This is a genomic window from Streptococcus sp. ZY19097, assembly GCF_040731245.1.
Classification (GTDB): domain Bacteria; phylum Bacillota; class Bacilli; order Lactobacillales; family Streptococcaceae; genus Streptococcus; species Streptococcus orisratti.
This window is the reverse complement of sequence record NZ_CP160400.1, coordinates 1,392,315-1,414,761: the sequence shown is the minus strand read 5'-3', so window position 1 is coordinate 1,414,761 and position 22,447 is coordinate 1,392,315. Positions and strand designations below refer to the sequence as shown.

Annotated in this window: 21 protein-coding genes; 15 read left to right on the top strand and 6 right to left on the bottom strand. The window is 38.3% G+C overall.

Features of this window, described 5'->3' with window-relative positions; all coding sequences use genetic code 11:
* Positions 1 to 49 precede the first annotated feature (49 nt).
* The 4 genes from ABZ559_RS07200 to ABZ559_RS07185 all read right to left on the bottom strand — a co-directional run bounded on the left by ABZ559_RS07200 (position 50) and on the right by ABZ559_RS07185 (position 3,797).
* Positions 50 to 1,765, bottom strand: a complete 1,716-nt coding sequence (locus tag ABZ559_RS07200; RefSeq protein ID WP_367005712.1) for a phospho-sugar mutase — start codon at positions 1,763 to 1,765, stop codon at positions 50 to 52.
* A gap of 135 nt (positions 1,766 to 1,900) precedes the next feature.
* The gene (locus ABZ559_RS07195; RefSeq protein ID WP_018375554.1) at positions 1,901 to 2,470 is read right to left on the bottom strand and encodes an ECF transporter S component; all 570 of its coding nucleotides are present in this window, start codon (positions 2,468 to 2,470) and stop codon (positions 1,901 to 1,903) included.
* Positions 2,471 to 2,578: 108 nt separating this feature from the next.
* A complete protein-coding gene (coaC, locus tag ABZ559_RS07190) occupies positions 2,579 to 3,118 on the bottom strand; it encodes a phosphopantothenoylcysteine decarboxylase (RefSeq protein ID WP_367005711.1) in 540 nt (179 codons plus the stop codon).
* A complete protein-coding gene (locus ABZ559_RS07185; protein ID WP_367005709.1) occupies positions 3,111 to 3,797 on the bottom strand; it encodes a phosphopantothenate--cysteine ligase in 687 nt (228 codons plus the stop codon). The genes coaC and ABZ559_RS07185 overlap by 8 nt, the downstream gene beginning before the upstream one ends.
* Before the next feature lie 231 nt (positions 3,798 to 4,028).
* Here ABZ559_RS07185 and ABZ559_RS07180 point away from each other — a divergent pair, with 231 nt between their 5' ends.
* Both ABZ559_RS07180 and ABZ559_RS07175 read left to right on the top strand, forming a co-directional pair.
* Positions 4,029 to 4,955 (top strand): phosphodiester glycosidase family protein, encoded by a 927-nt coding sequence (locus ABZ559_RS07180; RefSeq protein WP_367005707.1) that lies wholly within the window; start codon positions 4,029 to 4,031, stop codon positions 4,953 to 4,955.
* Complete coding sequence (locus tag ABZ559_RS07175; RefSeq protein ID WP_018375550.1) at positions 4,936 to 5,316, top strand: hypothetical protein; 381 nt, start codon at positions 4,936 to 4,938, stop codon at positions 5,314 to 5,316. The genes ABZ559_RS07180 and ABZ559_RS07175 overlap by 20 nt, the downstream gene beginning before the upstream one ends.
* Positions 5,317 to 5,694: 378 nt before the next feature.
* Here the strand turns inward: ABZ559_RS07175 and ABZ559_RS07170 are convergent, their stop codons facing one another.
* Both ABZ559_RS07170 and ABZ559_RS07165 read right to left on the bottom strand, forming a co-directional pair.
* On the bottom strand, positions 5,695 to 6,381 hold the full coding sequence (locus ABZ559_RS07170) for a DUF4956 domain-containing protein (RefSeq protein WP_367005705.1): 687 nt from the start codon (positions 6,379 to 6,381) through the stop codon (positions 5,695 to 5,697).
* Between the two features lie 12 nt (positions 6,382 to 6,393).
* Positions 6,394 to 7,131 (bottom strand): polyphosphate polymerase domain-containing protein, encoded by a 738-nt coding sequence (locus ABZ559_RS07165; RefSeq protein WP_367005704.1) that lies wholly within the window; start codon positions 7,129 to 7,131, stop codon positions 6,394 to 6,396.
* 196 nt (positions 7,132 to 7,327) lie between these two features.
* Here ABZ559_RS07165 and ABZ559_RS07160 point away from each other — a divergent pair, with 196 nt between their 5' ends.
* The 13 genes from ABZ559_RS07160 to ABZ559_RS07100 all read left to right on the top strand — a co-directional run bounded on the left by ABZ559_RS07160 (position 7,328) and on the right by ABZ559_RS07100 (position 22,318).
* Positions 7,328 to 8,566 carry a carbohydrate-binding domain-containing protein gene (locus ABZ559_RS07160; protein ID WP_367005703.1) on the top strand — a complete coding sequence of 413 codons (1,239 nt, stop codon included), beginning with the start codon at positions 7,328 to 7,330 and terminating at the stop codon, positions 8,564 to 8,566.
* Positions 8,567 to 8,811: 245 nt separating this feature from the next.
* Positions 8,812 to 9,822, top strand: coding sequence for a glycosyltransferase family 2 protein (locus ABZ559_RS07155; RefSeq protein ID WP_367005701.1), 1,011 nt, complete (start codon positions 8,812 to 8,814; stop codon positions 9,820 to 9,822).
* 142 nt (positions 9,823 to 9,964) lie between these two features.
* Complete coding sequence (locus tag ABZ559_RS07150; protein WP_367005699.1) at positions 9,965 to 11,635, top strand: formate--tetrahydrofolate ligase; 1,671 nt, start codon at positions 9,965 to 9,967, stop codon at positions 11,633 to 11,635.
* A 65-nt stretch (positions 11,636 to 11,700) separates the two neighbouring features.
* The gene (locus ABZ559_RS07145; protein WP_273402981.1) at positions 11,701 to 11,985 is read left to right on the top strand and encodes a DUF1905 domain-containing protein; all 285 of its coding nucleotides are present in this window, start codon (positions 11,701 to 11,703) and stop codon (positions 11,983 to 11,985) included.
* 139 nt (positions 11,986 to 12,124) lie between these two features.
* Positions 12,125 to 13,729, top strand: coding sequence for a cardiolipin synthase (cls, locus tag ABZ559_RS07140; protein WP_367007640.1), 1,605 nt, complete (start codon positions 12,125 to 12,127; stop codon positions 13,727 to 13,729).
* A gap of 712 nt (positions 13,730 to 14,441) precedes the next feature.
* The gene (gene ylqF / locus ABZ559_RS07135) at positions 14,442 to 15,293 is read left to right on the top strand and encodes a ribosome biogenesis GTPase YlqF (protein ID WP_018375542.1); all 852 of its coding nucleotides are present in this window, start codon (positions 14,442 to 14,444) and stop codon (positions 15,291 to 15,293) included.
* A complete protein-coding gene (locus ABZ559_RS07130) occupies positions 15,280 to 16,053 on the top strand; it encodes a ribonuclease HII (RefSeq protein ID WP_367005698.1) in 774 nt (257 codons plus the stop codon). Before ylqF ends, ABZ559_RS07130 begins: the two co-directional genes overlap by 14 nt.
* A gap of 2 nt (positions 16,054 to 16,055) precedes the next feature.
* A complete protein-coding gene (locus ABZ559_RS07125; RefSeq protein WP_367005697.1) occupies positions 16,056 to 17,069 on the top strand; it encodes a YdcF family protein in 1,014 nt (337 codons plus the stop codon).
* 16 nt (positions 17,070 to 17,085) lie between these two features.
* Positions 17,086 to 17,634 (top strand): sugar O-acetyltransferase, encoded by a 549-nt coding sequence (locus tag ABZ559_RS07120; RefSeq protein WP_018375539.1) that lies wholly within the window; start codon positions 17,086 to 17,088, stop codon positions 17,632 to 17,634.
* A 64-nt stretch (positions 17,635 to 17,698) separates the two neighbouring features.
* Positions 17,699 to 18,541, top strand: a complete 843-nt coding sequence (gene dprA / locus ABZ559_RS07115; protein WP_367005696.1) for a DNA-processing protein DprA — start codon at positions 17,699 to 17,701, stop codon at positions 18,539 to 18,541.
* Positions 18,542 to 18,681: 140 nt separating this feature from the next.
* Positions 18,682 to 20,811, top strand: coding sequence for a type I DNA topoisomerase (topA, locus tag ABZ559_RS07110; protein WP_367005695.1), 2,130 nt, complete (start codon positions 18,682 to 18,684; stop codon positions 20,809 to 20,811).
* 122 nt (positions 20,812 to 20,933) lie between these two features.
* On the top strand, positions 20,934 to 21,608 hold the full coding sequence (locus ABZ559_RS07105) for a SatD family protein (protein WP_273402958.1): 675 nt from the start codon (positions 20,934 to 20,936) through the stop codon (positions 21,606 to 21,608).
* Positions 21,605 to 22,318 (top strand): DUF3307 domain-containing protein, encoded by a 714-nt coding sequence (locus tag ABZ559_RS07100; protein ID WP_367005694.1) that lies wholly within the window; start codon positions 21,605 to 21,607, stop codon positions 22,316 to 22,318. Before ABZ559_RS07105 ends, ABZ559_RS07100 begins: the two co-directional genes overlap by 4 nt.
* Positions 22,319 to 22,447 lie beyond the last annotated feature (129 nt).

The following is a 22,447-nucleotide window of genomic DNA, read 5'->3' as shown; positions in this document are numbered from 1 at the left end:
GATGGAGAGACGAGCTCAACCTCTAGATAATAGCTAGCAGAACAACATATTATTTTACAAAGGCATTGATTTCTGCCTCGATATTTGCAATCTTGGTTTCTGCATCAGTAAGATCTTTACCAACTGTTGCAATGTAGAATTTAATTTTTGGTTCTGTTCCTGAAGGACGTACAGCAAACCAAGAATCATCCGCAAGAGTGTATTTAAGGACATTGCTTGGAGGAGTTGTTAATTTTTCAACGCCAGCAGCAGTAGTTGCCGTTTGTGCCTGGAAGTCTTCTGTTTTAACGATATCAGTATTGTTAAATTGTTTTGGTGCATTGTCACGGAATTTATCCATAATCTTCTTAATTTCAGCGGCACCATCAACACCTGACAGAGTAACAGAAATGGTCTTTTCAGCAAAATAGCCGTATTCCTTGTAAATTTCATCAATACCATCTGCCAATGTCAAACCACGTGAACGGTAATAAGCTGCAATTTCAGCCACAATCAAAACGGCCTGAATAGCATCTTTGTCACGTACAAATGGTTTGATAAGGTAGCCAAAGCTTTCTTCAAAACCAAACATGTAAGTATGATTATGTTTTTCTTCGAATTCTTGAATCTTTTCAGCGATGAATTTAAATCCTGTCAAGACATTAAACATGGTTGCACCATAGCTTTCGGCAATCTTCGTTACCAACTCAGTTGACACAATTGATTTAGCAAGTGCGGCATTGTCAGGAAGTGTTCCTGCAGTTTTATGTGCTTCCAAGATATATTTAGCAATGATTGCACCAATTTGGTTACCAGATAGATTCTTATATGAGCCGTCTGGTTGACGAATCTCAACACCGAGGCGGTCAGCATCTGGGTCAGTTGCTACAAGTACATCAGCATCTACTTGGCGACCAATCTCTTCTGCAAGTGCAAAGGCAGCTTGGCTTTCTGGATTTGGTGATTTGACAGTCGAGAAATCAGGATCAGGATTTGCTTGCGCTTCAACAACTTGAACAGACTCAAATCCTGCTTGAGCCAAAGCACGGCGTGCAAGCATTTCACCTGTACCATGAAGAGGTGTGTAAACAATCTTCATGTCTTTACCATATTCGTCAATTAATTTTTGGTTAATGTTAACATCTTTAACTTCTTTAAGGTATTCAACATCAACAGCTTCACCAATGACTGTAATGAGACCAGAAGCCTTAGCTTCTTCAAGGTCAGCTAATTCAACAGCAAATGGGTTATCAATGGCACGAATAAAGTCTGTCAAGGCATCAGCATCAGCAGGTGGCATTTGTCCCCCATCTTCGCCATAAACTTTATAACCGTTAAATGGAGCAGGGTTGTGACTTGCAGTTACCATGATACCAGCAAATGCTCCCAAATGACGTACTGCGAATGACAGTTCTGGAGTTGGACGAAGAGATTCAAAAACATAAGATTTGATACCATGTTTAGCCAAAACTTGAGCAGATTCAAAGGCAAATTCAGGAGAGAAGTGACGTGAATCGTATGCAATAGCAACACCACGAGCTTTAGTCGCTTCATCTTTTGTTTCGATCAACTTAGCCAAGCCTTCAGTCGCTTGACGAACAACATAGATATTAATGCGGTTTGTACCTGCACCGATATAACCACGCATACCCGCAGTACCAAATTCAAGATTGGTATAAAAGGCATCTTCTTTTGTTTTTTCGTCCATGGCTACCAGCTCTTCGCGAAGATAGTCTGGAAGTTCGGCGAAATTAAGCCATTTTTGATAATTTTCAGTGTAAGTCATAAAATGCAACTCCTCCTAAAAAGAAACCTCAACAGTAAGTTTGCCTTGCTGAGATGTTTGAATTTTGATTTTCTAATCGCTTTCATTATACCATTATGTAAGAAAAAAATCACGCTTTTCCGTGATTTTCATAAATTATTTTTTAATTTTCAGTAAACTTGGAACCAACACTAGTGTGATGATTGCCGAAATAATCATTTCAATAAGGGCATTAGCACCAAAAACAACAGCTAGAAGAGCTTTTATATCGCCATTGTAAACACTTGAAAAGAGAATGAAAATACCACCAAGTACAAAAAGGGTGTTTGTCATTGACCCAACTGCACCAGCCAGAGTCAAACCTACTTTATTGCGCAGCCATTTATAGATGAAATACGGTGTGACTCCGATAAGAATACGAGGCACCATGGCGATAATCAGCGAAGCTATTGTCCCATTTTCAACAAAAGGTGAAAAGAGATAGCTGGTTGGAAGTAGAACAACGGTGTTAGTCACTACACTGATAATTCCCATAAGCCCACCGAGAATTGCTCCGATACGCGGGCCATAGATAATGGAAGCAACTATGACAGGAATATGGATCAATGTTGGTTTAATAGGCACTGGCCAAAGATTAAAAATCATGCTAGTCAAGAAATGGATGACCAACATGACAGCAAAAAAGATGGCAATAGTTGCCACGTTAGATGATTTTTTAGATTTCATAGTTTTCTCCTATTTCTTTTGTTAACCTTTTAGATTAACTGGTTTATATTATATGATTTTATAGGTGTCTTGACAAGTGCTTTTCATATAGAAAATAACTATGACTAGTTATAAAATAGCTTGTACCGCCTTTAAAATAGTTGTTAAATCAGCTAATGCACCTCGTCCAACATCGCCACATGCTAATCGACTAGAGCGAGGAACAATTTCCTGATAACCTACCTCATGTAATTGTTTTAAATTGTTTTGCGTTATAGGATTAGCATACATTTTCGTATTCATTGCAGGTGCTATAAGCTTAGGTGTCTTTGTTGGAAGAGCAAGAGCAGTCGCGGTAACCATATTGTCAGCAAAACCATACGCTAGATGAGCTATCGTGTTAGCAGAAGCAGGGGCAAGCAAAAATAAATCTGCCTGTTTTGCTAGTTCTATATGATTGATAATTTGTGGCTTATCTTCTGTCATGACATCTAAGTGAACGGGATTTTTTGATAAGACTTGCAGTGTCAGTGGTGTGATAAACTTTGTGGCTGCCTCAGTCATTAGGACATGAACATCATATCCCAATTTGGTTAGTTGATTGGTTAAGTCTGCTGCTTTATAGGCCGATATTGAGCCTGATACAGCTAATAATATTGTCTTAGTCATCTGTTGTTACCTTTTTGTAGAGTAGTTTTGCAATAGCTTCCTTAGTCCAAACTTCCTCAACATTTTGTTCAGACAACAGAAAAGCATGGTGTTGATTAGGAGTAATTTCTGTCAAATCATTTGCCAGAATATAACTGGCTTTATTTTTTTGTAGGCTTTCGCGGGCAACGTTAAGTAATTCTTCTTTTGTCACTCCGACTAAAAGTTTGAAGCCAATTAATTGAATCAGGGGATTCCAATCTTTTACAAGACTGATAAGTTTAGGCGTTTTTTTAAGGAACAGCACTTGATAGTCAGATTTTGAAGAAATCTTATTTTCAGTATTTTTTTTGGTTAATAGCTGAGCGATGTTGTCAGATCTCTCTACTTCGTAAAGATCTGTCATGTAAACAGGCGTATAATCAGAGACAGCCATGCTATGAATGAGTACCTGATGTGTTTTGACAAGTGGTTTTAAAGTATCCATGAGAGTAGCAACGTTATCCACAATATATACTTTCAAATTTGGATTTTCCGCTGGTTTAACAGCAGATTTTGTAGTCACCAGACTTACCTCATGCCCATTATTTAAAAAAAGTTCAGCAATATATTTTCCTAAAGTGCCAGTTGAATGGTTGGTGATTCCACGAACAGCATCAATTTTTTCTGTTGTGCCACCTGAAGTAATCAAAATTTTCATAGTTGTATTTTACAAAAAAACGCTTCCGAAAGCAACTATTTGGAGATTTTCAAACTTATCCTTAAACATGAAAATATTTTGTGTCATTAAATGTAATATAAAACCGAAGCACATCAAATCAGGGTAACAATATCTAGAGGAAGTTTAAGGTTTCTTTGAGGGATTTTTTAGGAAAAGTTCAGTTGAGTTAGGTAGAATAGTTGCAACTTAAATCGAAAGGATTGACATATTATGAGATTTCTAAAGCGGCATGGTTACGCTATCCTATTTTCTACAATCTTGTTAGGGGCGAATACCTATTCGCTACTTAAGGTCTTTGTACTCCCTTCAGCCATTTCAACAGTAACAGCTACCACATCCTCGTCAACTAGTTCAGTAAGTAGTACGGCGTCTAGTTCAACTGGTCAAGTGACGCAGAGTGATACTTCTTATCAGGACGACAATATTTCCGTGACAATTACAACGGGACAAACCAGTGATACGACCTATTATGTGGCTGATATTACGCTTTCTAGTGCAGACTATTTGAAAACAGCTTTAGCCCAAAATACCTTTGGAACCAACATTACTGAGACCACCTCAAATATTGCATCAGAAAATAATGCCATTTTTGCAATCAATGGCGATTACTATGGTGCCAATGAGACTGGGTATGTCATCAAAAATGGTGTCATTTATAGGAGTACATCGCGTCAAAGCGATTACGATGATTTAGCTATCTATTCGGATGGGCATTTTGAAACCTTCAATGAAAATGATACCACTACGCAAGAATTACTTGATTCTGGTGTTGTTAATACCTTCGCTTTCGGTCCTACTCTAGTAGATAATGGAAAAATTGCAGTTTCTGAATCAGAAGAAGTCGGTCAGGCCATGACTGATAATCCGCGTACAGCTATTGGTATAATCGAAACTGACGATGGCAGTCTTCACTACATTGTGATTGTTTCAGATGGGCGGACAAGTGAGTCTTCGGGTCTGACACTTTATGAAATGGCAGAGCTGATGACTTCATATGGTGTGACAACGGCATACAACCTCGACGGTGGTGGATCATCTACCATGTATTTTAACGGTCAGGTAGTTAATAAACCAACGACAAATGGTAATAGGATTTCAGAAAGGGCGGTGAGTGATATTGTTTACATCGGTTACTAAAAAAACATTTGGAAAAGCTAGTCTGATTTACTTTGGTTTGACTATATTCTTAATCATTTTTACGATTGTTTATGAAAAATTCAGCTTTGGAGAATCATCACTCTACATGAGAGGCATGTTTATAGCACCGTTAGTTGCTGCTGTTATTTCTTTTTTATCAGGTTTCAATCTTAGTTGGATTAAAACACGGGCGTCTCTCTTACTTTTTAATTCAGCCATCGCTGTGATAGTTAGCGCTTGTTTAATTAAAGGAATTGTGGAAGTCTCAGGACGAACAACAACTGTTGATATGCCTTATTGGTATGTGGCAGTAGGATTTCTCGCTGTAAGCCTTCTAACGGGTTTTGCAAAAACAAAATAAACTACAAGATTTGGACAGGTTCACATTAGAACCTGTTTTTTACTCACTACTGACTGCGATTCTTTTTCTTGAGAAGGAGATAACCACTGTTAAGCAACAATTTCTACTACATTAGTAATTACGCTAGGAGATTAAAATTTTTAGCGCAACATAAAATTATAAAAGACGAAAGAGTGCCTATTTAGCACAAATGTTTACATAAAATGATTTATGTAAAATAAATAAGCTTAGACAAAAATGTCTAGCTTATTCTTATTGTGTTTGTGTTGTTTTAGCTGTGAGACGAGCAGTAGTCCATATTTGATAGTCTGTTATAATGTCAAGTTCTCCAATATTAACGAATCAGTTTCTGACTAGCAAGTTTTCATTTTTACCCTCTTATAGGTTTTTCTTCTTTTTGCCCTTTCGAGTTAATACAATATCGGGATTATCAAGATGTGAGGAACAATTTTGTATAAATTGGAAATCTGTTATAGAAGGTTTTAAGTCAATTTCATAAACGAATTTTAAGCGTCCTCCTGACGACTGACTGTTGATAGATACTAGCTCACAAGTTGTACAAGACTTTGAAAGCAAGTCTTCAATTTGAGTTTCAATCAATTGATTATTATTAACGGTTAGTGTTAGGTGACGTCTAGTTTGACTTTCTGAAATTATTTTTAGGTTTTCTAAAATGAACCAGACTAGGAGAAGAAGGAGAGTTGTCGTGATGGCTAAGAACAAATATCCCATTCCCGAGGCAATTCCTATAATCATAGATAGGAAAATTGCCAGCAATTCTCGAGAGCCACTTGTGGCTGAACGGAAACGTATCAAAGTGAATGCTCCAGCCACAGCAACTCCAGTCCCAAGGTTTCCATTGACAAGGAAGATGATAAGCGCTATTAGACTGGGTAAAATAGTGAGTGTAATCACGAATTCTCTGGTATAGAAGGTACGATATTTGTAAACCCAAGCTAAGCAAGCTCCGAGAAGAAGACTGCAAAGTAAGGCTATCAATAGCATTCCAGCATCCACAGTTGTTGTCGAATTGGTAAAAACACTATTAAATAAGGTCGAGGTCATCTTACCACCTCCTTAAACCGAGAGGATGCCTTGTGATTTGCGATAGGCATTGCTATACTTCGAAAATTTTTCAGCCGTAATGGCGTGTTTGTCTAAAATTTCTTTCAACCAATGAGGTTGGTGTCCTGGTGCTTTGATTTCCATAATGACATGGTTATTATCCAATAAAGGATAACCCGCTTTCCCATCAAAGAGACTGACATTTCTATCTCTATAGGTTAGATTTTGGTCAATTGTCAAACGGATATTACTTGCTGAATGTCCTTTTATGGTATGCTTTTCCTTAAAGGAAAGACGATCGTAGCAAATTAACATGCGTGGTTTCAAATTAGAGTATCGTTGCCGCAACTCTTGAATTTCTTCAATAAGTGCATGGTCGGTGATACGAGAATCTACAGCTCCATCCGTGATGAGTTGATTAATAGCATCGGGTTCAGACACCAGACGAAACTTATGGCCTACTCCGTTACTATCTTTTTTCTTAATTTCTAAAAAAACCTGGCTATCTAACTGCGGATTGGGATTATAAGTGCGCATACGAACTTTTTCACGCATATTTTTCTTAGCGATGGCATCTTTTATCATATCAAAATTTTCATTATCAAAGTAGATTGTCATAATAGAAGATGTTGGGTAATCATCTTCAACCATATATTCTTTAAGGTCAGAGATGATAGCGTCTCGTTCATCTTTGGTTAAAATATACTTAGTTTCAATGCGTTTAAATTTAGTTTCTAATTGTTTTGCCATAGAGGCCTCCTTAGGTATAATTGCACATCTCAATCATCTGATTGTTAAGTGATGAACCAAGTATAGGAAAGTTTTCTTGATGGATTCTTAAAAAGAGTTTTAATTTTTATGGTTTAAGGTTTCTACAAGAAAACTTTCAGGAATCTTTCAGACATGGTCCGTATGATAAGAGTAGATAAAAGAACGGAGGAATCGTATGACAATTAAGAAAAAGTCAACACTCAACTACTTACTACTATGTGCAACATCGCTTACTCTGCTTGCGGCATGTTCAACAACGACAAATTCTGGAACACCATCAACAAAAACATCAACCAGTGCTTCGGCAACGACGACATCAACAAAACAGACATCGAGTAGCTCTGATCATTTTACCAGTGCTGATTATGAGACATCCTATGATGAAAGCACAGCTTCAAAAATTACATTAAATGGTTCATCGGCTAAGGTATCTGGTGACGGAGTAGCAGTTAGCGGTTCTACAGTTACCATTTCTAAAGCTGGAACTTATGTTATTTCAGGTGAATCAGATGGTGTACAAATACAAATTGCAGCAGGCTCTGAAGATGATGTACATATTGTTTTGAATGGTGTAACAATGAGTTCAACCAGCGCAGCAATTTCTGCTACTCAGGCAGGTCATGTCTATGTAACCTTGGCTGATGGTAGCACCAATACTTTGTCTGACTCCTCTTCAAATACAGATGAAGATGCCGATGCTGCTCTCTTTTCTAAGGTTGATTTAACTATCAATGGGTCTGGAACACTTAATGTTAATGGAAAGACGAATAATGGAATCAAGGCAAATGATACTCTTCATATCACTGGCGGTACTTATAACATCACTTCGGTGGGAGATGCCTTCAATGTAAATGATGAATTAAATATCGCTAATGCGACAATGACAATTGATGCTAAAGAGGATGCTGTCAAAGTGGATAATGATGAGGATACAAGCGTTGGAAATATGTATCTTGCCGATAATACAATGACAATCACAGCGGGAGATGATGCCATTCACGCTTCAGGAAATCTAGTGATCGATAGTGGCACCTATACCATCAAGGAATCTACTGAAGGAATTGAAGGGAAATCAGTAACCATTAACGATGGAAAGATTGACTTATATGCCACTGATGATGGTATCAATGCTGCCAATGCCTCAGCTTCATCAGATGAAATCTTTGTCACAATCAATGGTGGTGACATCACTATTGAAATGTCTTCTGGAGATACAGATGCGGTTGATTCAAATGGTAATCTGACAGTAACAGGAGGCAATATAAACATTACTGCCCAATTTGCATTTGACTTTGACGGTACAGTGTCTTATACAGGTGGAACTGTAATAGTTAATGGCGAAAATCAAACTGAAATTGTTGCTGACGGCCCTGGTGGGGGTGGCGGAGGCCAAGGAGGATTTGGTCCAAGATAGGGCGAACTCATATCCATTGTAATTGAGCTCAAACCTTTATGGATGCGGTTCGCTTCATTTTCAACTTTAAACAGTTTGATTATTATCTACATTGAGAATAAGGTGAAGTCATAAGAAAAGTTTCATTTAGGATGCTACCTGATGAAGATCAAGTGCGATGAAAATCTAAAGTTATTAATACGCTGATGGCCTAAGTTTAGATCGTTTTGGTTTTTGAAGAGTATCACATGAAAGGAGGTTGGTCTATGTATATTATTATTCCAGCCTATGAACCCGATCAGCGACTTGTGAAAGTCGTAGCAGACATTAAGAATCAACTTCCTCAAGCTCACATCATTCTAATAAATGATGGAAGTAGCCCTTTATATCAAAATTTTTATGACGATAGCCAAAGGTTAGGGGCAACAGTTCTAGAACATTCGGAAAATCGTGGAAAAGGAGCGGCTTTAAAAACAGCATTTAGCTATATTGCAAAAGTTAATAAAAGCCAAGATGTCATGATTACTGTTGACAGTGATGGTCAGCATCTTATTAAAGACATCATTAGTGTTGCTAAGACTATCAAGCAAAATCCAAATTATATTGTGCTTGGGGCGCGTGCTTTTGTTGGAAAGGTTCCTGCTCGCAGCCGTTTTGGAAATCGTATGACTGCTCTGCTATTTTCCATAGTGACAGGACAAAAAGTTTCGGATACACAGACAGGGCTTCGCGGTTTATCCACTGATCTCATTCCTTGGTTGCTAAAACTGAGAGGAGAGCGGTTTGAATATGAATTCAATATGCTTTTAGAGGCAAAACAAAGTGGGCACTTCATTCGTGAAGTTCCTATAGAAACGGTTTATCTTGAAAATAATAAAAGTTCTCATTTCAGGCCTATTCGAGATTCAATTCGCATTTACAGCCCTTTCTTAAAATTTTCAGGGGCGGCAATGTTATCAGCGATTATTGATGCTCTTGCTTTGTTTGCCTTAGTTGCCTTGACGCATAATCTTTTACTCTCTGTTATTTTGGCGCGTGTTATTAGTTCAAGTACACAATGTTTACTTAACGCTAAAGTTGTTTTCAATCGAACTAGTCCGCTTTTTAAATCAGTGGTTCGCTATTTTATGCTGGTATTGGTCATCATGACTTGCAACTATTTCATGATTAAAGCTATGGTTGGTATAGGAATTGGTTTGGTCATTGCAAAACTTTTGACAGAGACTATCTTATTCTTAGTTAGTTACCGTGTACAGAACTCACTTGTTTTTACCTAAAAAAACTAAATGAGAAACAAAAAACGAACAATATTGATTAAAAAGTTAAAAAACATGCGTTATTTTAAAAGATATGCTATAATGAAATCATCACTTTAATCAGGCTTAGAAAGCCGAGTATCTTTATAACGTAGGAGAGCCCATGAAATCTGATATCGAAATTGCACAAAGTGTCGAACTCAAACCAATTACCGAAATTGTCGAAAAAGTCGGTATTACATTTGATGATATTGAACTTTATGGAAAATACAAAGCCAAATTGTCTTTCGATAAAATCAAATCTGTTCAAGAAAACAAACCAGGTAAATTGATTCTTGTGACAGCGATTAACCCAACACCTGCTGGTGAAGGAAAGTCAACTATGTCAATCGGACTGGCTGATGCTTTAAATAAAATCGGCAAAAAAACAATGATTGCTCTTCGGGAACCATCTCTTGGTCCTGTTATGGGAATTAAAGGTGGAGCAGCAGGAGGTGGTTACGCCCAAGTTCTTCCAATGGAAGATATTAACCTTCACTTTACGGGTGATATGCACGCCATTACAACTGCAAACAATGCTCTTTCAGCAATTATCGATAACCACCTTCATCAAGGAAACGAACTTGGTATTGACCAACGTCGTATTATTTGGAAACGCGTTGTTGACCTCAATGACCGCGCCCTTCGTCATGTTACAATTGGTCTTGGTAGCCCAGTTAACGGTATTCCACGTGAAGATGGCTTTGACATTACAGTAGCTTCAGAAATCATGGCAATCTTGTGCTTAGCAACCGATATCAACGATTTGAAAGAACGTTTGGCAAATATTGTGGTTGCTTATCGCTATGACCGTACACCAGTTTATGTTCGTGATTTGAAAGTAGAGGGTGCTCTGACACTAATTCTTAAAGATGCTATTAAACCTAATTTGGTACAAACGATTTATGGTACACCCGCTCTAGTCCACGGTGGCCCATTTGCTAATATTGCACACGGTTGTAACTCAGTTCTTGCAACAGCAACAGCACTTCGCTTAGCTGATTATACAATTACAGAAGCTGGATTTGGTGCTGACCTTGGTGCTGAAAAATTCCTTGATATCAAAACACCAAATCTTCCAACAACACCAGACGCTGTTGTTATTGTTGCCACAATTCGCGCCCTTAAAATGCATGGCGGCGTAGCTAAAACAGACCTTGGCGAAGAAAATGTTGAAGCGGTTCGTGCTGGATTTGCTAATCTTAAACGTCACGTTGAAAATATTCGTAAATTTGGTATTCCAGCAGTTGTCGCTATCAACGAGTTTGTTGCAGATACGGAAGCTGAAATTGCTGTACTCAAAGAACTTTGTGCTGAAATTGACGTTCCTGTAGAACTCGCTAGCGTTTGGGCAAATGGTGCTGATGGCGGTATTGCTCTTGCCAATGCTGTTGTTAATGCTGTTGAAAATGGCGGTGTAGATTACAAGCGCCTCTACTCAGATGACGATACCCTAGAAGAAAAAATCCAAAAGATTGTCACTGAAATTTACGGTGGAAAATCGGTTGTTTTTGGACCAAAAGCTAAAATACAACTCAAACAATTCGCTCAGTTTGGCTGGGATAAATTACCCGTTTGTATGGCTAAAACACAATATAGCTTTTCTGATAACCAAGCGCTTCTTGGAGCACCAGAAGACTTTGATATCACAATCCGTGAATTCGTACCAAAAACTGGCGCAGGCTTCATCGTCGCCTTAACAGGTGATGTCATGACTATGCCTGGTTTACCTAAAAAACCAGCTGCGCTTAACATGGACGTTGCTGAGGACGGAACAGCAATTGGACTCTTCTAAAATATTTTTTGGAATTGATAAGTTTAAAGCCGACTTTGGTCGGCTTTTTATGGTACTATAATTTTATGAATAATAAGAGTTATCGCTACACTTCAAAAATTTATCCATCAAACCACGGTGGAGCTTACACCATCTTTCCTTTTGATATTCGAGAAGAATTTGGTAAAGGTAGAGTAAAGGTATATGTCACTTTTGATGGGTATCCCTACGAGGGCTCCATAGTTAATATGGGTGTTAAAGATGATAATGATAAGGTTTGTTATATTGTTGGAATTCGAAAGGATATTCAACAAGCGATTGGAAAAGGGATAGGGTCATCTGTCAATATCGTATTGAAAGAAAGAGAATGACAGTTATACTTTTCTAAACATCTAATCTTTTGTCAAGTTTCTTTTAGTCAGTTGACCGTGGACGTTTTTTATTGAGTATCAACTTTTTACATGATTAAATTACTTTAGGATTTTTCATCCATCTGTTAAATGTGATATAATAACAAAAAGTAGTTTAGGAGGTGTTTTTATCAGTCATAAAATCAAAGTTTTAAAGCTTTTAGATAAAAGTCGTCAAGGTTTTTTGCGTGGTATTTTCAGTAGAACGACAATCATTGCTTTGTTCATCATACTACAAATTCTTTTTCTTATGGCTTCATTTGCTTGGCTGGATCAATATCAACTTTGGTGGGAAGGAATTGAACGACTTCTAGCCGTGGCCGTGGTGTTGTATTTGGTTAATAGTGAAATGGACGCTCTATCTCGCGTGACTTGGTTAATCTTGGTGATGGTTGTGCCCTTATTAGGATCGTTATTTCTTATTTATACCAAATTAGATTGGGGTTACCAAGGGTTAAAGCAACGCTTTAATCATTTAGTTGATGAAAGTGAACCATATCTAAAAGATGACGAACAAATCTTGGAAGTACTGAAAGATGATACATCCACAACTTACCATCTTGTTCAATATCTGCAATATAGCCGAGGTAATTTTCCTGTATATAACAATACCAAAGTGACTTACTTTCCATCTGGAGAGGATTTTTTCGAGGAATTGAAAAAACAATTGAGAAAAGCTCAAAAATACATTTTTCTAGAGTTTTTTATTATTGCAGAGGGTCGTATGTGGGGAGAAGTTCTCAGCATTTTAGAAGAGAAGGTCAGAGAAGGAGTGGAGGTACGTGTCCTATATGATGGGATGAATGAACTCTCTACACTTTCAACAGATTACACGAAGCGGCTTGAAAAAATCGGTATCCGCGCTAAAGCATTCTCACCTATTTCTCCTTTCATATCAACTTATTATAACTATCGGGATCACCGCAAGATTATTGTAATTGATGGCCAAGTTTCCTTTACAGGTGGCGTTAATCTTGCTGATGAGTATATTAATGAAATTGATCGTTTTGGACACTGGAAAGATACAGCTTTGATGCTAGAAGGTCCTGCTACTGATAGCTTCCTCATCTTGTTTTTGCAAATGTGGTCAATCACCGACAAGGAAATGGTTGTGGAGCCTTACCTTACTTCCCATGATACCTCCTTCATCGAAAGCAAAGGTTATGTTATTCCCTATGGAGACTCTCCTCTTGATACAGACAAGATTGGCGAAAATGTCTATATTGACATTCTCAATCATGCCAAGGAATACGTTTACATCATGTCTCCTTACTTAATTCTGGACAGCGAAATGGAACACGCTATTCGTTTTGCTGCCGAACGTGGTGTAGATGTCCGTCTAATCATGCCAGGAATCCCAGACAAGGCAATACCATACGCCCTAGCTAAAACTTACTTGTCTCCTTTGATGAAATCTGGGGTTAGTATTTATTTTTACACACCCGGTTTTATCCATGCCAAAGTTTTTGTCAGCGATCATGCCAAGGCTGTCGTTGGAACAATTAACCTTGATTATCGCAGCCTATACCACCATTTTGAATGTGCAACCTACCTTTACAAAGTAGATGCGATTGATGACATCTACAAAGATTACATTGACACATTAGCTAAATGTCAAAAAGTAACTCCTGAAATTTTGGTAAAGACACCATTTGTTCAGAAAGTTCTTGGCCATGTGGTAAAAACCATTGCACCGCTCTTGTAAAATAGCTGAGTTTTTGTTATAATTCTCGTATGCGATGAGCCGAATTTGGTCGTAAGACCATATTTGCGCAGGGGAGGTCATAAACGCAGGAGCGGACCTTGATGATTTGTGTGAACCTTTTCATCTCATGGAAACGTGCCCCCTCAATCCCTTATCTTTGGATAAGGGATTTTTTGTCGGTTTCTATCGAGTAATAAGGGTAACGATGATAAGTTTGAAGACTATTTACTGGCAGCACACCATTCTCAAATACATCAAAGTCACTTCCAATGGATTCAGTGGGTTATTTGAAGTAGGAAATCAGAACGCGAAATTTCTTCAGTCGCCAAAATTAGAAAAGATAGACTAAAGGACAACTGAAAGTAAACGGCAAGTCTAACAGTAAAATAAGACAAATCGAATATCCGTTAGAAGGATTTGAAGAACTTGTGAACTGAAAACAAAGGACGGTAAAAAGAAGAAAAAGATGATATAATAGTATCTAACCAAGTTAAACTTTTGACTTAAATTATCATACATAGTCAGATACATTACAATTAACATTATCCTAGACAAACGAAGGATAATAGTAAGTAATTTGATATTATTAACCTTAGTGAAAAAATAGAAAAAGCAACAAGTTAGTAATCTAAGTTTGGTGCCTATGTGGTGCCTAAATGAAAAATTGAAAACCAAGGGTCTCAGATCCTTGCGAGGAAAGGATTTTAATGACATGGCAATTATTCAGTGGTATCCAGGCCATATGTCCAAGGCGCGCCGACAGGTGCAGGAAAACATCAAGCATGTTGATTTCGTGACCATTTTGGTTGATGCCCGCCTGCCCTTATCCAGCCAAAACCCCATGTTAACCAAGATTGTTGGTGATAAGCCTAAGCTTATGATTTTAAACAAGGCAGACCTTGCTGATAGCATTCGTACGACACAATGGCGTAGCTTTTTTGAGAATCAAGGGATAAAAACATTGGCAATTAACTCAAAAGAACAATCTGCGGTAAAAAAAGTGACTGATGCAGCAAAGGAACTCATGGCAGATAAAATTGCTAAACTTCGTGAACGCGGTATCCAAAAAGAAACTCTGCGAACAATGATTATTGGCATTCCAAATGCTGGTAAATCTACCCTGATGAACCGTCTAGCAGGAAAGAAAATTGCTGTTGTCGGTAACAAACCAGGCGTTACCAAAGGTCAACAATGGCTCAAATCTAACAAGGATTTGGAAATTTTAGATACTCCAGGGATACTTTGGCCCAAATTTGAAGATGAAGTTGTAGGACTAAAACTTGCGCTTACTGGTGCTATTAAAGACCAACTCTTACCGATGGATGAGGTAACCATTTTTGGCATAAACTATTTCAAGCAGCATTATGCCGATCGTCTGCTCGAACGTTATAAAGGGATTAATCTTGACGAAGAAGCACCTGAAATCATCATGACTATGACTCAGAAACTTGGTTTTCGTGACGACTACGATCGTTTTTATAATCTTTTTGTCAAAGATGTACGTGATGGTAAACTTGGGCGCTACACGCTTGATATTGTCGGAGAAACAGATGGCAACGATTAAGGAAATCAAGAACCAGCTAGAAGACCTCACAACGCTTTCTGATCCAGCTTGGGCTGGCTTTGAAGCAGATAGCCGTGCAGGGGTTCAAACGGCTATCAGACAGCGTAAAAAAGCCATTCAGGCTGATTGGGACGAAGATTTGCGTTTGGAAAATATGCTACGCTACGAAAAAGATTTGTATTCACAAGGCTTCAATCAGATTGCTGGTATTGATGAAGTTGGTAGAGGCCCACTAGCAGGACCAGTGGTAGCGGCCTGCGTTATTTTGCCAAAATATTGTAAAATCAAGGGTCTTAATGATTCCAAAAAAATCCCTAAGTCTAAACATGAAGCCATTTATGAACAGGTTATGAAAGAGGCTCTGGCGGTAGGTGTTGGAGTGCAATCAAACGATGTCATCGATTGTGTTAATATCTATGAAGCGACCAAATTAGCTATGATAGAAGCAGTCGGAAAGTTAAAGAAAAAACCAGATTATTTGTTGATCGATGCCATGAAGTTAGACTTAGCGATTCCTCAGCAATCTATCATCAAGGGAGATGCCACTTCTCTATCTATCGCGGCAGCTTCTATCGTTGCCAAGGTTACACGTGACCGTATGATGACAGCTTATGATAAGCAATACCCGGGCTATGCTTTTGCTCAAAATGCAGGTTATGGGACAAAAGACCACCTCTCAGGACTTCATAATCTCGGTGTAACTCCAATTCATCGTAGAACCTTCGAGCCAATAAAATCTATCCTAGGAGGAAATGACTAATCATGTGGCCATTTTTTCTACTTTTCTTGCTGTCACTGGGATTTTTTGTTCTTGCTTATTTTAAAGAACGACGCTCTATTTTTATAGCGCTTTTGGTTGTTAATCTGTTTATTTGGTTAGGGATATGGATTCTTTCTGCTCGTATATTAGAAACGAATGATATTTTGCGCTTGCTAGGAATCGCTATTTTCGCAACCTTTTTACTTTGTCTTATGCTTGGCCCCTTTTTCTTTTTATGCGCTCTTTATTATAATGGTTTTAAACTTCTAAAAAGTGAAGGGGTTCGTTTTCAAAACTTTTTGTCCCTTGGTTTGGCTCTTGCTATCACCTTTTATAGCTTTATTTTTCCTTTTATCACGAAGTATTTATCCTCCATCCCCGTTCTCAACTATTTCTTTTTCTATCTAGGGATTTTAGTGGCTTATCTTGTGGGACTTAGTATACTTTATACTAGTTCTAGTTTTGTTAATTTAATCAACATTTTACCACCCAAACTAGATTATGTTGTTGTTCTGGGGGCTGGCTTAATTGGTGAACAGGTTACACCACTTCTAGCGTCACGTATTGATAGAGGCATTGCTATTTATCATAAAAATCCAGGAAGTAAACTGATTATGTCAGGAGGTCAGGGGCCAGATGAAGTCATCTCCGAGGCTCAAGCAATGACTAACTATGCTCTCGTAAAAGGAGTAGCAGCAGACGATATTATTCTTGAGAATAAATCGACTAATACAAAAGAAAATATAAAATTTTCCCGCAATCTCATGACAAACGGAAGTCAATTCGCTCTTGTTACCAATTACTATCATGTTTTTCGCGCCTTACTTATAGCACGACAACTGGGAATTAAATGTATTGGTTACGGTGCTAAAACAAAATTTTATTTTAGTTTAAATGCTTTCATTCGTGAGTTCGTTGGTTATCTTGTCTATACTAAAAAATGGCATATGACTATACTTGGTGTACTAACTTTTGTGTTTATCATCGGGACAATCCTGACACATCTTATTCAATGACAATATGGAGGTAAAAATGACAACAGAACGTGAAAAAATGCTGGCAGGCCAGCTTTATGATCCCAGTGATGTCGAGTTGAAAACTGCTCGCATAATAGCACGTGAGAAAATGGAAGATTTTAACAAGGAAGCAGACCGCGATAAGCGAAAGGAAATCATAAAAAACTGGTTTGGTACAACCGGTGCTAATCTTCTAATCGAACCACGTTTGGCATGTGACTACGGAACCAATATTCATGTGGGAGAAAATTTCTATGCCAATTTTAATTGTACTTTTCTTGATGTTTGTGAGATTCGTATTGGTGACAATGCAATGCTAGGACCGAATTGTCAACTATTGACCCCACTTCACCCGCTTGACGCTATAGAGCGTATCTCTGGTCTGGAATATGGCGCTCCAATCACTATTGGTAATAATGTTTGGCTTGGTGGCGGTGCAACTATTTTACCTGGAGTAACACTAGGCGATAATGTTGTTGTCGGAGCAGGAGCAGTAGTGACTAAATCTTTTGGAGACAATGTTGTCATAGCAGGGAATCCAGCTAAAATTATTAAAACACTTTAAAATCTCATTCAAGCTCTGCTATTTTTGCAGAGCTTTTTCGAATAATCAAAGTGGAGGAACAAGCATGAATAATTTTGAACTGTATAAATTGAAAAAAGCTGGATTGACTAATCTTAATATTATTAACATTTTGGATTATCAGGCACGTGTTGGTAAATCCTTATCACTACGCGACATGGCTGTTGTGTCAAAGTGTAAAAACCCAATTCTTTTCATGGAGTCTTACAAGCACCTAGACAGTAAAACTCTGCGAGAAGAGTTTAATAGATATCCTAGTATTTCAATACTAGACCAAGAATATCCCCTAGAACTTAAAGAAATTTATAATCCGCCAGTTCTGCTATTTTACCAAGGAAATCTGGAACTGCTGACCAAGCCCAAATTAGCAGTCGTCGGCTCTAGAAATTGCTCTGATATAGGAACGAAGTCGGTTCAGAAGGTCATCAAAGAGCTGGGCAATCAGTTTGTGATTGTATCTGGTCTAGCGCGTGGTATTGATACCAGTGCCCATGTTGCTAGTTTAAAAAATGGCGGAACGACTATTGCCGTTATTGGAACAGGACTCGATGTTTACTATCCCAAAGAAAATGCAAAATTGCAGGATTATATCGCGAAAAATCACTTACTATTGACAGAATACGCTTGCGGTGAGCAGCCGTTGAAATTCCATTTTCCTGAACGCAATCGTATCATTGCCGGACTTGCCCAAGGTATTATCGTTGCTGAGGCTAAAATGCGTTCAGGGAGTCTTATCACCTGCGAGCGTGCCCTTGAAGAAGGAAGAGATATTTTTGCCATTCCAGGAAATATTTTAGATGGAAGGTCTGATGGTTGTCACCATCTTATTCAAGAGGGCGCAAAGTGCGTCACGACAGGATTTGATATTGTTTCTGAATATCAATTATGATTAGCTTTCTCCTATAGGAGAAAGTTTTTTGTTGACAGTTTGCTAAAAGCGGGGTATTATGTTAGAAGTTTTACTACATAAGAGAAGGAATGGAGCCAAGCTCCCGTTGAGGTAGCAAATGGCTCTTGGTATCGATTTTCATGGTAACAGCGACAGCTAGCAAAACCAAAACTAAAACAAGTACAAAAAAGGCAAAGAAAAAAGCGCCACAAAAGAACTTGGTCATTGTGGAATCACCTGCCAAGGCTAAAACGATTGAAAAATATCTTGGTCGCAACTACAAAGTTGTAGCCTCAGTTGGACATATTCGTGACTTGAAAAAGTCAACCATGTCGATTGATTTTGAAAATAATTATGAACCGCAGTACATTAACATTCGCGGTAAAGGGCCTTTGATTAATTCCCTCAAAAAAGAAGCTAAAAATGCCAAAAAAGTGTATTTAGCTAGTGACCCGGACCGTGAAGGAGAAGCTATCTCTTGGCATTTAGCCCACATTCTAGGGCTTGATGAACATGATAAAAATCGTGTTGTCTTCAATGAAATCACCAAGGATGCAGTCAAAAATGCCTTTGTTGAACCCCGTGCAATTGATATGGATTTGGTAGATGCTCAACAGGCACGCCGCGTGCTTGATCGCATTGTGGGATACTCCATTTCGCCAATTCTTTGGAAGAAGGTAAAAAAGGGACTTTCTGCGGGGCGTGTGCAGTCTGTTGCCCTCAAGTTGATTATTGACCGTGAAAATGAAATTAAAGCTTTCAAACCAGAAGAATACTGGACAATCGACGGTTCTTTCAAAAAAGGAACTAAAAAATTTCAAGCAGCCTTTTATGGTATGAATGGTAAGAAGATGAAGCTTGAAACCAATGAAGATGTCCAAAAAGTGTTGACACAAATCACTTCTGATGATTTTCTTGTTTCAAAAGTTGAAAAGAAGGAGCGTCGCAGAAATGCTCCTTTGCCTTACACAACCTCATCACTCCAACAAGATGCCGCCAATAAAATCAACTTCCGCACCCGTAAAACCATGATGGTCGCGCAGCAATTGTATGAGGGAATTAGCCTCGGACCAAACGGCACGCAAGGTCTGATAACCTATATGCGTACAGATTCAACCCGTATCAGCCCTGTGGCGCAAAATGATGCTGCCCAGTTTATCAGTCAACGTTTTGGTGAGAAGTATTCTAAGCACGGCAGTCGTATTAAAAACGCTTCTGGCGCTCAAGATGCCCATGAAGCTATTCGTCCGTCAAATGTTAATCAGACACCAGAGACTATTGCTAAGTATCTTGATAAAGACCAAATCAAGCTATATACCTTAATTTGGAATCGTTTCATAGCCAGTCAGATGACTGCTGCTGTCTTTGACACCATGAAGGTTAATTTGGAGCAAAATAGTGTTGTTTTCGTTGCCAATGGTAGTCAAGTCAAATTTGATGGCTATCTGGCTGTCTATAATGATTCTGACAAAAATAAGATGCTTCCTGATATGGTTGAAGGCGACACTGTTAAGAAACTTAATACTCAACCAGAACAGCATTTCACGCAGCCACCTGCACGCTATTCTGAGGCCACTCTTATTAAGACCTTGGAAGAAAACGGCGTTGGTCGTCCGTCAACCTATGCCCCAACGCTTGATGTCATTCAACGCCGTTATTATGTTAAATTAGCCGCTAAGCGATTTGAACCGACAGAGCTTGGTGAAATTGTTAATAGCCTAATTGTTGAGTTTTTCCCTGATATTGTTAATGTTAAGTTCACTGCCGAAATGGAAGATAAACTTGACCAAGTTGAAGTTGGGAAAGAGCAGTGGCAAAAGGTCATTGACGAATTTTATAAGCCTTTCCAAAACGAATTGGAGAAGGCTGAAACTGAGATTGAAAAAATCCAGATTAAAGACGAGCCAGCCGGTTTTGACTGCGATGTCTGTGGTCATCCTATGGTTATTAAACTCGGTCGCTATGGGAAATTCTATGCTTGTAGCAACTTCCCTGATTGCCACAATACCAAAGCCATTACCAAAGAAATTGGCGTGACCTGCCCGATTTGTGGAAAAGGTCAAGTTATTGAACGTAAAACAAAACGCAATCGTATTTTTTATGGCTGTGACCGCTATCCTGAATGTGAATTTACATCGTGGGATTTACCAGTTGGTCGTTCTTGTCCTAAATCTGGTGATTTTCTCGTTGAGAAGAAAATTCGTGGCGGTGGAAAACAAGTCATTTGTAGTAGCGAAAAGTGTGACTACAAGGAAGAAGTGGTTAAATAATCACAAAAGGTGATTTCCCATATAAAGTCTATAAAGTCCGTTATAATGGAAAAAATTAAAAATTGCCGTTATAATGGACTTTGTTTGTTTTGTCTGTTATAATAGACTTCGAGGTGACTTTTATGATGTATTTTGCTTTAATTGGAGATTTAATAAATTCCAAGTCGTTACCGAATCGTTCAGAAGTACAAGATATTTTAAAATCTTGTCTAGCACGCCTAAATCAAGATTATGAAACAGTGTTGGCTTCGAAGTTTTCTGTCACTTTAGGAGATGAATTTCAGGGACTTTTAAAAATGGAAGCTCCTATATTTCTCATTATTGACCAAATTGAGACAGCATTGCTACCGTATAACATCCGTTTTGGTCTTGGAGTGGGAGAAATAAAGACAAGTATCAATCCAGAACAAAGTTTAGGTGCTGATGGCCCGGCATATTGGTATGCCAGAGAAGCGATTAACCATATTCATCAGAAAAATGATTACGGCAATACCCAGATAGCAGTGAGGTGCAAAGAGCCATTAACTACTGAGGTCGTTAATAGTCTTATATCGGCTGGGGAAGCTATTAAAGTCAATTGGCGAGCTAGCCAAAGAATTACACTTGACGAGCTTTTAGAGTTAGGAATTTACGACGAACGTTTTGATCAGCAGCTTCTAAGCGATAAATTAAAACTAAGTTCTAGTGCCCTATCAAAACGTTTGAAGAGCAGTAGTCTCAAGGTATATTTACGAACTCGTAAGACCGCTTTGACGGTTCTCAGAGAAAGCAGTCGAATGAAGGAGGAAGAGCAATGACTGGACTTTCACATATTTTGAGCGATAATCCTATATTGACTAGTTTGCTAATTTGTCATTTCCTCTCTGACTTCCAGCTACAAAGTCAACGAGTTGCTGATAGAAAGAGTTCTAACCTTATTTATCTATCTTTTCATCTAGTAGGGGTTGCTTTTCCGCTACTCATCATGATAGCGCTTCAACCTAAAATTTGGTGGCTTGCTCTGCTTATCTGGATAAGTCACGCGTGTATAGATTATTTCAAACCACGATTAACAAGGCTTCTGAAACTTACTCAAAGTGCCAGTTTCTCGCTGGACCAGATGCTGCATCTGGTTATCATTATTCTTCTAGGCTTATCCGCTCGAAATTACGTTTTACCCGAATGGTTATCACCAACTAGTTTAAATCTTATTTTGTTCTTGGTTTTAATTACTAAACCAACCAATATTGCGTTTAAATTGTATTTTACAAAATACCAACCCAAAGATATTGGTAAAATGGATACTATTCCTGGTGCAGGGGCGACTATTGGTTTGTTAGAACGAATTATCATTGCGGTTTGTCTGTTCTTCAATCAATTTGCTTCAATCGGCTTGGTTTTCACTGCCAAGTCTATTGCACGGTATGATAAAATATCTAAAGATCCGGCATTTGCGGAGTATTATTTGATTGGCTCACTTTTTAGTATCTTAAGTGTTTTGTTAGCGGCATGGATTTGTTTGTTTTAGATAGAATGATGAATTTAATAGAACAGTATTATAATACTAACCACGAAACACCCCTCTCTACGAAGTTTGACTTGAATGTTCAATATTATTCTATTTGAAGAAATTCAGTGAAGAATTCTTCAAAATCAT

What these genes read in the sequence shown, in the direction of transcription:
- ABZ559_RS07200 (WP_367005712.1), bottom strand. Translation starts at nt 1,765, where the DNA reads ATGACTTACACTGAAAATTATCAAAAATGGCTTAATTTCGCCGAACTT.
- ABZ559_RS07195 (WP_018375554.1), bottom strand. Translation starts at nt 2,470, where the DNA reads ATGAAATCTAAAAAATCATCTAACGTGGCAACTATTGCCATCTTTTTT.
- coaC (WP_367005711.1), bottom strand. Translation starts at nt 3,118, where the DNA reads ATGACTAAGACAATATTATTAGCTGTATCAGGCTCAATATCGGCCTAT.
- ABZ559_RS07185 (WP_367005709.1), bottom strand. Translation starts at nt 3,797, where the DNA reads ATGAAAATTTTGATTACTTCAGGTGGCACAACAGAAAAAATTGATGCT.
- ABZ559_RS07180 (WP_367005707.1), top strand. Translation starts at nt 4,029, where the DNA reads ATGAGATTTCTAAAGCGGCATGGTTACGCTATCCTATTTTCTACAATC.
- ABZ559_RS07170 (WP_367005705.1), bottom strand. Translation starts at nt 6,381, where the DNA reads ATGACCTCGACCTTATTTAATAGTGTTTTTACCAATTCGACAACAACT.
- ABZ559_RS07165 (WP_367005704.1), bottom strand. Translation starts at nt 7,131, where the DNA reads ATGGCAAAACAATTAGAAACTAAATTTAAACGCATTGAAACTAAGTAT.
- ABZ559_RS07160 (WP_367005703.1), top strand. Translation starts at nt 7,328, where the DNA reads ATGACAATTAAGAAAAAGTCAACACTCAACTACTTACTACTATGTGCA.
- ABZ559_RS07155 (WP_367005701.1), top strand. Translation starts at nt 8,812, where the DNA reads ATGTATATTATTATTCCAGCCTATGAACCCGATCAGCGACTTGTGAAA.
- ABZ559_RS07150 (WP_367005699.1), top strand. Translation starts at nt 9,965, where the DNA reads ATGAAATCTGATATCGAAATTGCACAAAGTGTCGAACTCAAACCAATT.
- ABZ559_RS07145 (WP_273402981.1), top strand. Translation starts at nt 11,701, where the DNA reads ATGAATAATAAGAGTTATCGCTACACTTCAAAAATTTATCCATCAAAC.
- ylqF (WP_018375542.1), top strand. Translation starts at nt 14,442, where the DNA reads ATGGCAATTATTCAGTGGTATCCAGGCCATATGTCCAAGGCGCGCCGA.
- ABZ559_RS07130 (WP_367005698.1), top strand. Translation starts at nt 15,280, where the DNA reads ATGGCAACGATTAAGGAAATCAAGAACCAGCTAGAAGACCTCACAACG.
- ABZ559_RS07125 (WP_367005697.1), top strand. Translation starts at nt 16,056, where the DNA reads ATGTGGCCATTTTTTCTACTTTTCTTGCTGTCACTGGGATTTTTTGTT.
- ABZ559_RS07120 (WP_018375539.1), top strand. Translation starts at nt 17,086, where the DNA reads ATGACAACAGAACGTGAAAAAATGCTGGCAGGCCAGCTTTATGATCCC.
- dprA (WP_367005696.1), top strand. Translation starts at nt 17,699, where the DNA reads ATGAATAATTTTGAACTGTATAAATTGAAAAAAGCTGGATTGACTAAT.
- topA (WP_367005695.1), top strand. Translation starts at nt 18,682, where the DNA reads ATGGTAACAGCGACAGCTAGCAAAACCAAAACTAAAACAAGTACAAAA.
- ABZ559_RS07105 (WP_273402958.1), top strand. Translation starts at nt 20,934, where the DNA reads ATGATGTATTTTGCTTTAATTGGAGATTTAATAAATTCCAAGTCGTTA.
- ABZ559_RS07100 (WP_367005694.1), top strand. Translation starts at nt 21,605, where the DNA reads ATGACTGGACTTTCACATATTTTGAGCGATAATCCTATATTGACTAGT.